The sequence below is a fragment of the Streptomyces sp. NPDC030799 genome, assembly GCF_055572255.1.
Genome location: NZ_JBVIDS010000017.1, coordinates 160,859 through 174,909 on the forward strand (window position 1 = coordinate 160,859; position 14,051 = coordinate 174,909).

At 68.1% G+C, this 14,051-nt stretch carries 15 protein-coding genes and 1 pseudogene; 6 read left to right on the top strand and 10 right to left on the bottom strand.

The genetic code is table 11. From position 1 onward, the window contains the following. Window positions 1-182: 182 nt before the first annotated feature. Window positions 183-491 (bottom strand): hypothetical protein, encoded by a 309-nt coding sequence (locus tag ACZ41I_RS35720; RefSeq protein ID WP_468516042.1) that lies wholly within the window; start codon window positions 489-491, stop codon window positions 183-185. Window positions 492-505: 14 nt separating this feature from the next. Here ACZ41I_RS35720 and ACZ41I_RS35725 point away from each other — a divergent pair, with 14 nt between their 5' ends. Further along, on the top strand, window positions 506-655 hold the full coding sequence (locus ACZ41I_RS35725; RefSeq protein ID WP_468516043.1) for a hypothetical protein: 150 nt from the start codon (window positions 506-508) through the stop codon (window positions 653-655). Window positions 656-831: 176 nt separating this feature from the next. On the opposite strand, the gene ACZ41I_RS35730 is transcribed toward ACZ41I_RS35725, so the two are convergent. Further along, window positions 832-1,668: a LysR family transcriptional regulator gene (locus tag ACZ41I_RS35730; protein WP_468516105.1), complete on the bottom strand. Its 837-nt coding sequence runs from the start codon at window positions 1,666-1,668 to the stop codon at window positions 832-834. Between the two features lie 96 nt (window positions 1,669-1,764). Between ACZ41I_RS35730 and ACZ41I_RS35735 the strand changes: the two genes are divergently transcribed. Both ACZ41I_RS35735 and ACZ41I_RS35740 read left to right on the top strand, forming a co-directional pair. After that, a complete protein-coding gene (locus ACZ41I_RS35735; protein ID WP_468516044.1) occupies window positions 1,765-2,259 on the top strand; it encodes a cupin domain-containing protein in 495 nt (164 codons plus the stop codon). Between the two features lie 173 nt (window positions 2,260-2,432). Beyond that, a complete protein-coding gene (locus tag ACZ41I_RS35740; RefSeq protein WP_468516045.1) occupies window positions 2,433-2,792 on the top strand; it encodes a DoxX family protein in 360 nt (119 codons plus the stop codon). 281 nt (window positions 2,793-3,073) lie between these two features. Here the strand turns inward: ACZ41I_RS35740 and ACZ41I_RS35745 are convergent. The 3 genes and pseudogenes from ACZ41I_RS35745 to ACZ41I_RS35755 all read right to left on the bottom strand — a co-directional run. After that, window positions 3,074-3,576: pseudogene (locus tag ACZ41I_RS35745) on the bottom strand (SOS response-associated peptidase); the annotation flags it as partial. 325 nt (window positions 3,577-3,901) lie between these two features. Next, window positions 3,902-5,080, bottom strand: coding sequence for a CapA family protein (locus ACZ41I_RS35750; protein ID WP_468516046.1), 1,179 nt, complete (start codon window positions 5,078-5,080; stop codon window positions 3,902-3,904). Window positions 5,081-5,239: 159 nt separating this feature from the next. Beyond that, window positions 5,240-5,587 (bottom strand): DUF1036 domain-containing protein, encoded by a 348-nt coding sequence (locus ACZ41I_RS35755; protein ID WP_468516047.1) that lies wholly within the window; start codon window positions 5,585-5,587, stop codon window positions 5,240-5,242. Between ACZ41I_RS35755 and ACZ41I_RS35760 the strand changes: the two genes are divergently transcribed. The 3 genes from ACZ41I_RS35760 (at window position 5,571) to ACZ41I_RS35770 (ending at window position 8,152) form a co-directional block, all read left to right on the top strand. Beyond that, window positions 5,571-6,158 (top strand): DUF6207 family protein, encoded by a 588-nt coding sequence (locus ACZ41I_RS35760; RefSeq protein ID WP_468516048.1) that lies wholly within the window; start codon window positions 5,571-5,573, stop codon window positions 6,156-6,158. The two genes, ACZ41I_RS35755 and ACZ41I_RS35760, sit on opposite strands and share 17 nt — an antisense overlap. Before the next feature lie 441 nt (window positions 6,159-6,599). Beyond that, on the top strand, window positions 6,600-7,517 hold the full coding sequence (locus ACZ41I_RS35765) for a hypothetical protein (protein WP_468516049.1): 918 nt from the start codon (window positions 6,600-6,602) through the stop codon (window positions 7,515-7,517). Beyond that, window positions 7,511-8,152 carry a hypothetical protein gene (locus ACZ41I_RS35770; RefSeq protein ID WP_468516050.1) on the top strand — a complete coding sequence of 214 codons (642 nt, stop codon included), beginning with the start codon at window positions 7,511-7,513 and terminating at the stop codon, window positions 8,150-8,152. The genes ACZ41I_RS35765 and ACZ41I_RS35770 overlap by 7 nt, the downstream gene beginning before the upstream one ends. A gap of 271 nt (window positions 8,153-8,423) precedes the next feature. Here ACZ41I_RS35770 and ACZ41I_RS35775 read toward each other — a convergent pair whose 3' ends face one another. The 5 genes from ACZ41I_RS35775 to ACZ41I_RS35795 form a co-directional block, all read right to left on the bottom strand. Continuing rightward, window positions 8,424-9,446 (bottom strand): DNA-directed RNA polymerase subunit alpha, encoded by a 1,023-nt coding sequence (locus ACZ41I_RS35775; RefSeq protein WP_468516051.1) that lies wholly within the window; start codon window positions 9,444-9,446, stop codon window positions 8,424-8,426. 263 nt (window positions 9,447-9,709) lie between these two features. After that, window positions 9,710-10,123, bottom strand: a complete 414-nt coding sequence (locus ACZ41I_RS35780) for a pentapeptide repeat-containing protein (RefSeq protein ID WP_468516052.1) — start codon at window positions 10,121-10,123, stop codon at window positions 9,710-9,712. A gap of 862 nt (window positions 10,124-10,985) precedes the next feature. Then, window positions 10,986-11,666, bottom strand: coding sequence for a hypothetical protein (locus tag ACZ41I_RS35785; RefSeq protein ID WP_468516053.1), 681 nt, complete (start codon window positions 11,664-11,666; stop codon window positions 10,986-10,988). A gap of 457 nt (window positions 11,667-12,123) precedes the next feature. After that, entirely contained in the window at window positions 12,124-13,137 is a 1,014-nt protein-coding gene (locus tag ACZ41I_RS35790) for a CRISPR-associated endonuclease Cas3'' (protein ID WP_468516106.1), read from the bottom strand. 162 nt (window positions 13,138-13,299) lie between these two features. Next, a complete protein-coding gene (locus tag ACZ41I_RS35795; protein WP_468516054.1) occupies window positions 13,300-13,968 on the bottom strand; it encodes a hypothetical protein in 669 nt (222 codons plus the stop codon). Window positions 13,969-14,051 lie beyond the last annotated feature (83 nt).

A 14,051-nucleotide genomic window follows, 5' to 3' on the forward strand; every position in this document is an offset into this window, starting at 1 on the left:
TCCAATGTACTGGTACACCCTGACCGGCAGTCCCGCCGCCGTCCCGGACGGCGATATGGCCGCTTTCCACGAGGTGTGCGCCCCCGAGTTGCGGCATGCCCCGCCCCGCGCCGAACGGTGCCGATGCAGATCTAGAAGCCTCATGCCGCAGCGCTGGCCGCCGTCTCGGGGAACCGCTGTTCTCAGCACGTGCGCACCGGCTTCCTCCTCGTCGACGGCGCGGCCGACCCCCGCTTCCTCCCCCTGATGCGTAGGCCGGACCCGCCTCCAGGGCGCTCGTCGACGCCGCGTACCGGGCTGTCGAAGCAGCTCAGATACTCCTGTGGGCCGCCCGGGGCCATGACATCCGCTACCTCGTACGAGCCGGCAGCTACCTCAACGCCTCCGCCTACGGCACCGCCCGCGTGATCGACCGTCACGTCGTCCTCGCAGGTTTCGACGATCACCAGGGCCAGGAACCTCGAGAACCCATCTCTGAACCTGAGCAGCATAGAAGGATGGAGCCATGAGCATGCAGATGAACGACCGTGAATGGTCGATGTTCATGAACAAAGCCCTCGGCAGCAACGTCTCCGAAGAAGGGTTGCTCATCGACCTCGATACACAGCAGGACGCTACGACGTGGGTCACTCCGCCTGAGACCGAGCACGACTGATCAGACGGCAATACGTGAACAGTTTGAGGTTCAGAGATGGGTTTTGAAAGCCTGTCTCTGCTGAACTGGCTCCGTACGCGAGAAGGAACAGCAGATGTTCACCACTTGGGGAGGTGGTCCCTGGGGCTGTGGCGTTCGAATTGTTCACGAGTTGCGGCAGCACTGGTTGCCGGTGCTCAGTGGCGGTACGCGGTTGTCGCGATCTCGATGAAGGATCGGAGCAACGGGTTGGTGTCACCCTCGTTCCACACCGCCACCACTCGGCTCGGCGGCATGTCGATCAGCGGCACCACGGCCAGCTCCGCAGGCAGGTCGTGTCCGAGCGGGGCCAGGCCGACCGTGCCGTTCCACAGCACGGCCTGCAGGCATTCCTGGACGGCGCGCACCACTGGTCCCTGGCGCGGTCTGCCACCGTTCCAGTACGACTGCCAGATGGGGTCGGTGCCCTGCGGGAACTGGAACCAGCGGCGGTCGCTCAGTTCGGCCAGCCGCAGCTCGTCGCGTCGGGCCAGCGGATCGTCGGCGCGCAGCACCACGCCGATCGGATCGGTCCGCAGCGCACGCACCGTCAGGGCAGTCACGTCGAACGGCGCCCGAGTCAGCGCGACGTCAACCAGTCCGGCGCGCAGCCCGCAGGTTGGGTCGGTCAAATCGGTGTCGCGGATGCGGATGTCGATGCCGGGGTGGTGTCGGCGGTAGGCGGCGGCCAGCCTGGCCACTCCCGGGTCGGTGCCGTCGCCCAGGATGCCGATGGTGATGGTCGCGACGCCAGCCGCCGCGCTCACGCGTACCCGGACGCGGTCGGCACGGTCGAGTAGGGCCCGCGCCTCGTCGAGCAGCACTGTGCCCACCGGAGTGAGCGTGACGCCGGCAGGCGAGCGGGCGAAGAGCAAGGCTCCGACATCGACCTCCAACTGCTTGATCGCCCGGCTCAGCGGCGGCTGACTCATGTGCAGCCGGGAGGCGGCCCGGCCGAAGTGGAGTTCCTCGGCGACCGCTACGAAGTAGCGCAGGGTACGTAGCTCCACGCTGCAACGATACCCACGAGGTATCGGCGATGCGGGACAGGTCTTGGACAGCCCTGGGGACCCGGCGGTGAACTCGTGAGCATGACCGAAGAAGCGAAGACCAGCGAGCCGCAGGCCCATCCCGCTGTATCGGTGATGGGTCCCGGCGATGGCGAGTTGATCGTTCTGGGTACTACGCGCATGCGGGTTCTGGAGGACGGCAGCCACACCGGGCACCGCCTCGCGATCGCCGAGTCCGTCCTCGCCCCGCACACCCAGGGACCGCCGCAGCACCGCCACGCCCGACACGACGAGGGCTTCTACGTCCTGTCCGGCACCGTGCGGTTCACCGTGGGGGACGAGGATCACGACGCCGCCACGGGCACGCTCGTGATGGTTCCGCCCGGTACCCCGCACACCTTCGCCAACCTGACCGACCAACCCGCCGTCATGCTCAGCACATTCACCCCCGATCTGTACGTGCAGTATTTCCGGGACCTCCAGGAAGCACTCGCCGACGGCCGGCCGCTGACGCCACAGGCCAACATCGACGCGATGAGCCGCTACGCGACCGAGCCCGCCACAGACCTCGCCTGAAGCCGACGGCACAGCACGGCACGGCCACCTTCCTTACGACCGGCAGGACAGTGGTGTTGCCACCTTTCGGTATCCGGTCCCTCGGATGACGGCCCGGGCCATGACCAGTGGCTCTTCTGGTAAGCGACGCAATCAACGGGTCTCCGTGAGCCGGTGGCCCATGAACGGGAATCATGGACATCACCTATTGGATCGTCGCGGGACTGCTCGCCGTCTTCTACGTCTACGCCGGCACGCTGAAGGTGATCCGCAGCCGCGATCAACTCCGACCGATGATGGCCTGGGTCGACCGCATACCCCTGCCTGCCCTCAGGGCGCTGGGGGCGGTCGAAATACTTGGCGCGACCGGCCTGATCCTGCCGCCGCTGACCGGTATCGCTCCCTCGCTGGCGACGGCCGCGGCCATCGGCTTCGTACTCCTGCAGACCGGCGCGATCGCCGTCCACCTGACTGGCGAAGACCGCCGGATCGCACTCAGCGCCGGGCTCACCGTTACTGCGGCCGTGGCCATCTGGCTGACCACCCGGCTGTGATCGAGCCCAGTCCTCGACTGGTGGATGCGACTACAGGACCGGTCGCCCTACGGCCGCTGGCCTTTCTCAGGTTCTGGCTCAAACTTCTGTGACGCGGCCACGCCGAGTGACGGCTGAGCTTCTCCGCTACGCCACATGAACGCACCTCCGAGCCCCGAGACGCTTTTCCCTGCAGAGTAGGAGCGGAGCCTGTCCGGGACCCATCGCACGTCGTCCCGGGCGGGCCACAAGCCGTTGGGCGTGAGCCGTCGGCACCTGCCGTCAGGTCGGCGGGGCAGGACCTGGTGGCCGGGGTCGAGCCAGGTGTCGTAGTGGTCGGGGGTGAGTGCGAGCGGCATGCGGGGGTGCACGCGGCCGGCGGCGTCGGTGGCCTCGGTGGTGATGATGGTGCAGGTCATCAGCCAGGCTGTGGGGTCGTCGTCCTGTTTGACCTCTGGGTTGCGCCAGTACTCGTACAGCCCGGCGAGCGCCATCACCTGGTCGTCCTCGGGGTGGATGAAGAACGGCTGCTTGCGGGTCTTGCCTGTTGCGGGGTCCTTGGCCTGCTGCCACTCGTAGAAGCCGTCGGCCGGCAGCAGGCAGCGGCGCTTGAGGAACGCGCGACGGAAGGCGGGTTTTTCGTGCACGGTCTCCACGCGGGCGTTGATCATCCGAGCGCCGATCTTGAGGTCCTTGGCCCACGACGGCACCAGGCCCAGCGCAGCGGCCGCAGTTCCCTGCCCGCCTCCCCGGCGTCGTCGCACTCGCGCGGGGTGCGCTCTAGAACTTGAGCGTCCGGATCGGTGAGCCCCAAGCCGCAGCAGCCGTTTGGATGAGACCGGCCGCCGCCAAGCCCGTCAACGCCTTCTTCATCTCGGTACCTCCGTCGTCACCGGCGGCTCCGGCAGCCACCGTACGATCACGGAATGTAACTCTATGAAAGCGTAGAAACGATCTGCCCTCCCCATCACCACCACACCAGGTGATCCACAACCGGACACCGGCCGAAACCCGCTCCCTCGGCCTGCCCGGTGAAACGCCGGATAGGCGGCACCCCACAGAGGTGTACGGCCAACAACACACGGCCAATACCCTGGTCCGGGAACGGCCGGGCCGGCGCCGGCGCCCGGTTATGGGCGCTGGATCGTCCCATCGGCCGAGATGTGGGCGGCCTGGGAGCCGAAGTCCTCCTCCGACACGCTGGAGACGAGATCGATCGCCTCACCGCCCGGCTCCGGTGTGCCGGGCTCCACGATCCGGGTCGGGCGCAGGCGCCCGGACACATAGGTGCCGTCGGAGCGGAGGGTCAGTTGCAGCACGCCGCTGGTGGAGAGTGTGCCGCCGAGGCCGAGCACCTTGTAGCCGGAGAAGTTCCCCAGGCTGTAGGCGATCAGTCGGCCCTTGTAGAACTCCATTCCCCGCATCACGTGCGGGCCGCTGCCCACGACGAGGTCGGCGCCGGCGTCGATCACCGCACGGCTGAAGCGGTAGCTGTCGCCGCGGTCCTCCCCAAGGAAGTACTCGGTGCCGGGTTCCACGTGGGTGCGGTCGGAGCCTTCCGCGCCGGCGTGCATCATGACGATCACGATGTCCGCCATCGTTGCGGCGCGGGCGGTGAGCCGCTTTGCGGCGGGGATGTCCGTGAGGTCGTTCGCCCCTTGGTCGGGAGCGAACCCGATCACCGCGACCCGGATGCCGTGTGGCCGCTGGACGGTGATCTGGCCCAGGCGGCCGGTGAACGGCAGGTTCACGGAGCGCAGGGCGGCGAACGTCTCGCGCCGCCCGTCGGCCCCGAAGTCGTCGATGTGATTGTTCGCCGTGTTCAGGACCGTGAACCCGGCCTTCTTGAACCAGCGGGCGTAGGACGGCGGGGCGTGGAACGCGAAGCAGTTCGGGCTGTCGTTGTCGTCGCACTTGCTGGACCCGCCGGTGGTGAGTGTGCCCTCCAGGTTCCCCAGCACCACATCGCCGGCGAGCAGGTCGTCGACGGGGTCAAAGAACGAGGCGCCGCCATCCGGCGGCAGGTCGTCCGGCAGCGAGCCCATCACGATGTCTCCCACGGCGGCGATCCGCACGTTGCCGACAGGGCGCGGCGGCGCCGGCGCACCGGACGTCGTGGTCCCGGGCTTCCGCACGTGGGCTTGGGCGGAGCCGCTGGAGGCTGCGTCCTCGGAGCCGGCGCGGAATGCGAACACCGCGACAACCGCCACGCCGGTCCCGACCAGACCGAGGGCGGACAGGCGGTGACGGCGCACGGGCTTCTGCCGCTCGCGCCGCTGCTGGGGGCACTGTTCAACGGACCTGATCATTTGCTCATGCTACGAAACGGACACCCTTCCACCACGGACGGTCATCGGCTTACGTGTTCCCGACGGCGTTTCCCCTTCGCACTCGAGCCCGGCCAGACCGTCCGCCCCGCCTGGGGCGGGGCGGGTGGCCCGGGTCGGTCGGTCGCCCGGGTCTGCCGACTACGGGTTGAAGTTGAACGTGAAGTCCGAGGTGGTCACGGTGAACTCCAGCATGAGGATCGTCCGTGAGTTCGAGTCCGAGACGTTCGAACACCACTCGAAGACCGTGTTCGGGACCGTCTCCTGGTATTTGTCCCGCCACTCGGTGCCGTCGCCCGCGTAGGCGTAGCAGTACCAGATCGGGTTGACGGCTTTTGCGTCACCGCCGTAGACGACGGCGGTCCCCCCGGGGCCGATCTTCCACCAGCCCTCCTTCAGCCAGTTGCTGCTGGCCGAACAGTTGGGCTGGTACCGCTCGACCATCGTCCAGATTTCGCGCTCGTAGTTGTTCTTGAACCTCAGCGCCACGCCGCGCCTCCTACTCCCCGCTCGGCTGCCTGCGGGCAGCCGGGCTTCCGTCGGACCGGGTCAGAGCGTTCTTCGGGCTCGAATTGTCCGTCCCGCCGGGCTGAGCGCCGGACCGGCCCGCTGCGATGGCACGCTCCAGTGCCTCTTCGTCCGCATCGGTTTTCGGATCGACCGCCTCGGCAGCCTCCTGCGACATGGGACCTCCTATCTCCGTCGGTCAGGTGCGCAGGAGAGGTTCCCGGGAGAAGGCGCGGCGTACCGCAGCGGGTGGGGAGGTGCCCCGTACGGGGCGTCGGCGCAGGACCTGATCAGCCTAACCAGCCTGCTGCCGCCCGGTATTCGAGAAGCGCACCTGTCCGAGCCCGGCCTGCTCGTCATCGACGTGGCGGGCCGTGACGATGCCACCGTCTTTGCCTTCCAGACCGCGATCGCCCGCCTGTGGGGCACCTCGACCGCCGAGCACACCACCCGGGACGTCGGCCAGCCCGGTGTTCGGCTGCGGATGTACACCGATCTGCGGCAGGTCATCAAGGAGGGCGCGCCGACGGAGCCGGAGTCGACGGCCACGTAGAAAGGCGTTGTCCGCCACCACGGGGGGAGTGGCGGACCCGCCTGCGTCCACGGTGCCACACCCGTCCACGGCGTGCGCGGGACCGCACGCTCTTCGGTGACCCGGCCGCTGACTGGACCATTCGCATGGCCGGCGCCAAGCAGGACGAGCGGACCGCTTTCTGGGACACCTAGGGCCCGCGTGACGCTTCCTCGGCTGGCGCCTGGCGCTCGCTCGTGTACGAGGCGCGCCATCTGTGCGCGATCCGGCTGGAGCGGCATCGGCTGGAAAACGGAGAGGGTCGGCGTTGATCGCTCCTCCCGCGCCGGGTGAATCCTCGTGACTTGGCCGTGGCGGCCGCCCCCGGTCCCGAGCTCGGTCAAAGCCGCCGTCATCCTCAACACCGGCCGCGGCGCACCCGTACGCATGCCCCACCGTAATCTCCAGCGCCTGTGCCACACGATGCCCGGCCTGCACGACCTGCTGCCCCTCTACCGATGCCTACGCAAGGACAACGACGTGATCCGCCTCGACGCCGGTCTCATCAAGGACCTCGGCGGCAACCCCGACCTGGCACGCGCGTCCTTCGACTTCCACAATAGCCAGCACAACGTCGCACTCCCCGACCACAGCAGCCTGGTCGGCACCCGCCAGGCAACCTGGCAGAGCCTGACCCTGACCAACGGCAAGGCGAAAGCCCACTTCGACGGTCCCCGGCACAACAGCGACAGCTCCCTCATCCGGGACAACGACGGCAAGATCACCTACTTCCCCGTCCAGGGCGACGGCACCGTCTACCGCGACTCCGCAGCACGCAGCAAACACCTGTCCACCGTACCGATCCAACACGGCGACCTGGCCCGCGCCGAAGCCAGCCTCAACGCAGTGATCGACATCCTCCTCGAAGAGGAACCACAAGGCTCACCCCTCGGCGAGCCCGGATGCGGCATCTCAACGCCCGACCTCGTAGAGGCCGGCCAAACTTGGCACGCCATTGCCGAAAACGTCGACTCGTTCCACGGACTTACTGCAAACACCCGACAGCAACAATCACCTCAGAGGTACCGGGCCTTTACCGTGTCGCCTTCCATACCCGAGACGGTCACGCCGTCAGCCAACTCGTTCTCGTTGGCGACCCAGGGCTGGAGAGTCTGGAGATCGATTAGCGGCCGCGGCTGCCTGCGTCCGGGTACGCACGCAGCCCCGAGAGGCGGTCGGCGACTGGTGAGCGCCCCGGCGCACGACAACGTTCCGTCCCTGTCCGACAATGATCGTGACACGGCCAAGAGGGTCGGACGGGGGATGCGTTGGCGACGGGTACGAAGCGGGCCGGGAGGAAGCGGGCGGCCGATTTGGAATATCCCCGCCGCCCAGTGCTGACCGCATTGTCGGTCCCGGCCGCCGCGCTACTGCCCGCCGTTGGCGGGGTCTTGGGACCGTTGCGCTGGATGCTGGTGCCCTCGATCGTGTTGTGTCTGGTTGGCGTCGTCTGGCTGCTGGTTGCAGTGATGTCCCTGTCTCCTTCCGCCGTTCTGCGGGGGGTGGCCCTAGCGCTGATGTTCGCGCCGATGATCGCCACGCCGCTGTTCGCCATGCAGGCGTCCCAGGCCCTTGTCCTGCAGACACGAGGGGTATCGCGGCCGGCCGTCATCACACGGATCGAGGTCCACCACGGGAAGTCGACCACGTATGACTGCACGGTCCGCTACGACGGTTCTGCCAAGCCGACCGCCGATGCCATCCCATGCGGTGCGGACGACCGGGTCGGCGACCGCGTACAGGTAGTGCGGGACCCCGGAGGGCTGGTCGATCCGGAATTCGACAGTCGAGTGCGTGCCGCCCAGGCCGATGTCGCGCTGACCGTCGTCTCGGAGATTGCCCTGATGGTCTTCTCGGTCTCGGCCGTCGCAGTCGGCGCGGTCATCCACATCGCCGGCCAGCGGCGTGCGGCCACCAACTACCCCGCCAAAGGAGACGCTCAGACCCTCCAGCTCGGGCACCCATCGGCCAGTTGAAGTACTCCATACCGTGTTGGCAGGTCGTTGCCGGTCCTTCGTGCCCTCGGTAGACCAGGGGCCCGGGTATGGCTGAAAGCACTCATGCAGCGGTCGCGGCTTGACTGGTTGGCCGTCCGACGCCCCCGGGAGGTCACTGCTACTCATTGGGACGAGCCAACCGAAATCGCTTCGTAAGAACACCCTTGCTTTCCGCGGAACCCCAGCACCCTCATACAGGACGGGTGTCGCGGTCGAGCCGGTGCCGGATCGACCGCGACCCGTGCAGCATTCAGTACTGCTCGGTCTCGATAAAACCCGCGTCCGCGTCGTCGTCGGCGCCGAAGGCACCCGCCGCAGCGGTCGGGTCGAATCCGGGCGGGCTGTCCTTGAAGGCCAGGCCCATGCCGGCCAGCTTCGCCTTTACCTCGTCGATGGACTTCGCACCGAAGTTGCGGATGTCCAGCAGGTCGGCCTCGGAACGGGCGACGAGCTCACCCACGGAGTGGATGCCCTCACGCTTGAGGCAGTTGTAGGAGCGGACCGTGAGCTCCAGCTCCTCGATCGGCAGCGCGAGGTCGGCGGCCAGGGCGGCGTCCGTGGGGGACGGGCCCATGTCGATGCCCTCGGCGTCGATGTTCAGCTCGCGGGCGAGACCGAACAGCTCGACCAGGGTCTTACCGGCCGACGCCATGGCGTCACGCGGACGCATCGCCTGCTTGGTCTCGACGTCGACGATCAGCTTGTCGAAGTCGGTGCGCTGCTCGACACGGGTCGCCTCGACCTTGTACGTGACCTTCAGCACCGGCGAGTAGATGGAGTCGACCGGGATACGGCCGATCTCCTGGCCCACCTGCTTGTTCTGCACGGCGGAGACGTAACCGCGACCGCGCTCGACCGTGAGCTCCATCTCCAGCTTGCCCTTGCCATTGAGCGTGGCGAGGACCAGGTCGGGGTTGTGCACCTCGACACCGGCCGGGGGCGCGATGTCGGCGGCGGTGACCAGACCCGGACCCTGCTTGCGCAGGTACATCACGACCGGCTCGTCGTGCTCCGAGGAGACGACCAGCTGCTTGATGTTGAGGATCAGGTCGGTGACGTCCTCCTTGACGCCCGGCACGGTGGTGAACTCGTGCAGGACGCCGTCGATGCGGATGCTGGTGACAGCGGCACCGGGGATCGACGACAGGAGGGTGCGGCGCAGGGAGTTACCGAGGGTGTAGCCGAAGCCCGGCTCCAGCGGCTCGATCACGAACCGGGAACGGAACTCGTCGACGACCTCTTCGGTCAACGAAGGACGCTGAGCAATCAGCACGAGGTATTACCTCCAGTATTCGGCGCCCGCTATCTGACGCCATAGACACCCCGAGGATATGCGCCTTGCTCCCTCCTGGGACGCCGAACCGCCTGACCTCGCGCGCCTGCCAGCCGGACGGCAGACACAAAAGGGAACGGACCATCCCCGCGGGTGCAGGGAGCACGTTGTCGGTCATCGCCCGTCCCAGTAGTCGAGCGTGGCTGAGGTTCACGGCCGCGTACCGAAGTCGCACGGTTGCCGTCGATTCCCACCGCGTCCGCTCACACACCACCTCCCGCGCCGCAATCTCTACCGTCACCGGCAGCCCGAACACAGCCCCGGACACCTCCACGCGCCGCGCACACTAGCGGCCCCAGCACCGGCACACCCTCAAGCCGCGCCTCGTTGAACAGGGCGGTGCTGGCGAACTGCGCCTCGGCGAACCCGGCGTAGTTGGAGAACTGCGCCCCGACGAAGTCAGCGTCACCGGAGAACCGCGCCTCGTCGAACTCGGCGTCACCGGAGAACCGCGCCCCGGCGAAGTCAGCGTTGCCGGAGAACCGCGCCTTGTCGAACCGGGCGTCCCGAAAGTGGGCGGTGTGGGTGGCGGGATCGCTGAGGGCGGCGAGGAGGGCGGCGAGTAGTCCTTCGGTGAAGGGGGTGCCACGGTGGTCGATGTCGACGCCAGGGGTCAAGCTCGCCAGGTAGGCGTTGCGATCCGAGTCGCTGAGGTGGGCCAGGCACACGGTATGGCCGGGGGCGTGAAGGCCGCGGCAGCCGACCGGATCGGTGGCCGGATTTGCGCCATGCCCGCAGTGCGGCCAGTGCGGCGGTGGGGATGTGCTCACGGGGCGGCTCCATGGGAGTGTCTGGCAGCGGGCGGTCAGAGGCAGAGCGAGAACTGCGAGCTGGGACTGCGTCAGCCCTTGCCCGAGCGGAAGACGCTGCACGCCGTGTAGGGGGTTCTCGTCGGTTTCCCCGCGGTGGTGACCGGCCTGGTAGGCGGTCCAGGCATCTGCATCCTGACGGCGGGACTGTGAGAGCGCCCCGTCAACGTGCCTCACGTGCCAGAAGCATTCATTTCACCTCCGGCCTGCACGAAAGTTTCGGCAACCCCAGATAACCGCCGAGGCGCCTGCGGGGGATTCGAGCCGCTCGATAGCACCGGAGGCGGGTTACACGGCGGGTCCGTGGGCCCCCCTCCCCTCCCCTGCCTCAGCTCCGGTGGTGCACCACGCCTCGCGCCCGTTCTCGTTCCCGGGGCGGGGACCGGTGGTGCAACGGCCGGCCCGGATCGGCCTACGCGGGCGCGGGCTCCCCGGAGAGCGGGGCTGGCACGGCGCTCAAGGCTGTCCCGTCGGCCGGCTCGGACGCAGGGTCGCCGGGCGCTGGCGTCCTGGGCGTGAATATGGTGCCCCGGCCCTCTGTCGGGACTCCCGTGAGTTCCTTCTGCTCGACCCACCATCTTCTGACCTGCGGCACTGGTGAGCGGGGGTTCACTCGATCGCCTGGAGACTTCGACGTTGCGCCGAGATTCCTGACGTTCTTGACCGGGTGTCACGAAGGACCGCATCCGGCCGAGATCTGGGCTTTCGTCATCCAGGGCTCGTTCGGATAGAGAAGCAGGTCGGAGCGATCAAGCTGCGTACCTTCCTCTCTCGTGGATGCCGTCCGCGTGGTAGCCGATAAGGCGCCTGTACGGTCGATGGACCAGGCACGCCCTGCAGGGTCTTGGAACCTGAGTTGGAGGTCAGCTAGGTCGTCGCCGGAAAGGGACAGGTTGGGAAGTTTCTCGTGCATCCCGTCAATCAGAAAACGAAAGGGAATCCAGACTTGCTTGCAAGGCTCCGGGCCTTGCAGATCCCACCACACGTGCTTCGAGGGGAGCACAAGACGCATGGGCATGAAGTGCGTGCTGCCGTTCGCGACCGCCGCCTGGTCCCCTGTCCGATAGAAGCCGACTTCGTTCGCGTAAAGACGCTCCCGGTCCTGCACCCGGTCCTGCTCTTCTGCGGTATCCCTGTCATCACTCCGGAACGTCAGGTACAGGGTGGCGCCAGCAATGATCAGCGTGAGAAGGGCTACGAGTGCCCGGCCGGCGGCGAGGAGGGGCGGGGGGATTGCCTGTGTCCCACTGGACGGGGTGCTGCCGTCACCGGTGGTCGGCGACGGAGTGCTGCCGTCACCGGTGGTCGGGACGGAGTCCGGTGGGTTGCTGTTCGGTGGGTCCTCAGCCATGGACAGCAGGCTAGAGATGATTTTCAGTCGGCATAGGTGAACCCGTGGGTAGCTGAAGGTCGAAGCCCTTCACCGCACGGCCACGCGTCCGTGCGCCGCTTGCACCACCGCGCTGCCTTCTGCCACGGCCAGTACCTCCATCACCTCGGTCAACATCCGGTTCCCCCATGGTGTCGTGCAGTGCGTGCCAGCCTGTCTGAGATCGTAGGGCCCCACCAGCGCGCACATATCTGTGCCCGATACGCGCTCGGCGACCATCATCTGGTTCCCGCCTGGCACCGCATCGGCGGTGGACGATGCGCGAGGACGGCCTGGAGAAACTGGCCCTTCCCCACGGGGAGAGCGACTGCATCGCCACTCGGTGGTCATCGAGGCCGACGGTACCTGGAGCCGATACTCCCCCGGAGACCACACACGGTGACAGGGCACCCATCGGCACGAAGGAACACGCGACACCTCAACATGCGGCCTTACCAGTCCCGAGGTCGTAGACGAACTCCTTGTCACCGTTCTTCACCGTGCGGCCCACCACGGCCCGCGGCGGGGCTGCCGCGAGCAGGAGGCCTGCCTCCCGGTCGGCGGCGATCTGCACGGACTGCTCCCACGCGAGCTGGGCGCGCTCCAGGAGTTCCTCGTCGTCCTCGTCGACGGTTCGCAGCCCGGCCAGCAGGCGGCGCATGGTTGCATCAAGGCAGTGCACGAACTGAGCGGACGGCCGGCTGCCTTTTTCGCGGGGCAGCGGATCGCCGCCGGCAGCGATCCGCAGATCGTTGTTGAGACCGTCCAGGGCACGGGCGACCTGGTCCGCCTGTGCCACGCACTCCAGCAGGGCTTCACGCAGCCAGTCGTCCTGAGCGAGCAGGGCTTTCACCGGCAGGGGCAGGTCGTCGCCGATGGCGTTCTCCACCACGGCGGACTGTAACTGGCTGTGGTCGCTGGAGATCCAGTCCGCCATCACGATCAGGCCCGACAGCGCCAGCTGCTCGCCCTTACGCAGCGAGCCCACCGGCCGCACGTCCGCCAGATCCTGAAAACCGACCGCACGTGTGAAGACATCCACGACCGCCCGCTGGGCCTCCTCCCATGCAGCGCCCCGCCCCTGGGCTCCTCGCGGCGGGCTGAGCGCAGCAGCCGACGGGAATGTGCCGTGGTGTCCGGCGACCAGCGGCCACACCCACCCGGCGGCCTCCTGGCCACCCCACTCCGCAACCAGCCGCGGCAACAGCAGCACGGCGCCGGCCACGTCATGACGCCACCGCTTGTACCGGCCCGTCGGTAGCCGCCCCGCCGCCAGCCCCGCCGCCAGAACCGGCGCCGCCTCAAGAGCGTCCGCGGCCTGGAACGCCGGGCATGCCTTCCCGCAGTCGTGGATGCCACATACCCACATGAACCACAGCCAGCCCCGGCCACCGCTGATTTGTCGTCCCCGCGCCCGCGGGGGTTGCTCGAACCTTCGGGCCTGGGACTCCATCACCACCACGTCGTCCCCGCGCCTGCGGGGATGATCCCATCTGGGCGGGTGACATCGGCGCCTACGAAGGGCGCCCCCAGCGCGTGCTCCGGGGAGTACCACCCGCGCGGCCGGCGGGGCCGGCCCGCGCCGTCCGGCGCTGCGACTGCCGGCCGTGTGGGATCAGCGGCAGGTGTAGGCGAAGGACGCGGACGCCGTGTGCCGGCCGGGGGACTCGATGACCAGCCGCGCGGTCGCCTTGCCGGTTCCCCTGCCGTGGAAGGTCCACAGCAGGCGGAGGCTCGCCTCGTCCTCCCCCCTGGCCAGCCGTTCCTCGCGTGGGCCCGAGGAGGTGCCGTCGCTGCGGTTCCACTCGTAGGTGAACGTGCCGGCCGCCCCGTTGGTTCTCACCACCGCCACCACCTCGGCTGTTCCACCGCATCCGAGAACACTGCCCGTCCGCGCCGTCACCTGGGTGATCCGCAGGTCCGCCGTGTGCCGTTGCCAGAACAACCAGGCCAGCACGATGGCCAGGACGGCCGCCGCCAGGCGGTATCTGCGGAGCCTGTGCAGGAGGCCGCGGGCCTCCTGCGGGCTCCTGTGCTTCGCCGGGCGGTGCCAGACGTCGACGGCGGTGTCCGTCAGTCCCAGGGGCGGGACGCCCGGTCCGAAGTGCAGGACGTCGGACTCGGGCGCGGGCTTGGGCTTGGGCTCGGGAGCGGACTCGAACTCGGGCTCGGGCTCGGGCTCGGCGCTGCTCCAGTGGGCGTCGAGGACGGTCGGAACGTAGGTGGCGTCGTCGACGTCCCTGATGGTCTGTTGCACGTCCGGGTCCTGCAGGGTCGGCTTCACGTCGGGATCCGGTAACTTCCATGGCCTCACCGGGCGCTCGCCCCGGTCCGTCATCCTCGCCCCTCCGTTCGGCTCGCTCTCAC

Excerpts from the sequence above, each read along its gene's own strand:
- ACZ41I_RS35720 (WP_468516042.1), bottom strand. The coding sequence starts at position 491 with ATGCTGCTCAGGTTCAGAGATGGGTTCTCGAGGTTCCTGGCCCTGGTG.
- ACZ41I_RS35725 (WP_468516043.1), top strand. The coding sequence starts at position 506 with ATGAGCATGCAGATGAACGACCGTGAATGGTCGATGTTCATGAACAAA.
- ACZ41I_RS35735 (WP_468516044.1), top strand. The coding sequence starts at position 1,765 with ATGACCGAAGAAGCGAAGACCAGCGAGCCGCAGGCCCATCCCGCTGTA.
- ACZ41I_RS35740 (WP_468516045.1), top strand. The coding sequence starts at position 2,433 with ATGGACATCACCTATTGGATCGTCGCGGGACTGCTCGCCGTCTTCTAC.
- ACZ41I_RS35750 (WP_468516046.1), bottom strand. The coding sequence starts at position 5,080 with ATGATCAGGTCCGTTGAACAGTGCCCCCAGCAGCGGCGCGAGCGGCAG.
- ACZ41I_RS35765 (WP_468516049.1), top strand. The coding sequence starts at position 6,600 with ATGCCCGGCCTGCACGACCTGCTGCCCCTCTACCGATGCCTACGCAAG.
- ACZ41I_RS35785 (WP_468516053.1), bottom strand. The coding sequence starts at position 11,666 with ATGGCTGAGGACCCACCGAACAGCAACCCACCGGACTCCGTCCCGACC.
- ACZ41I_RS35790 (WP_468516106.1), bottom strand. The coding sequence starts at position 13,137 with ATGGAGTCCCAGGCCCGAAGGTTCGAGCAACCCCCGCGGGCGCGGGGA.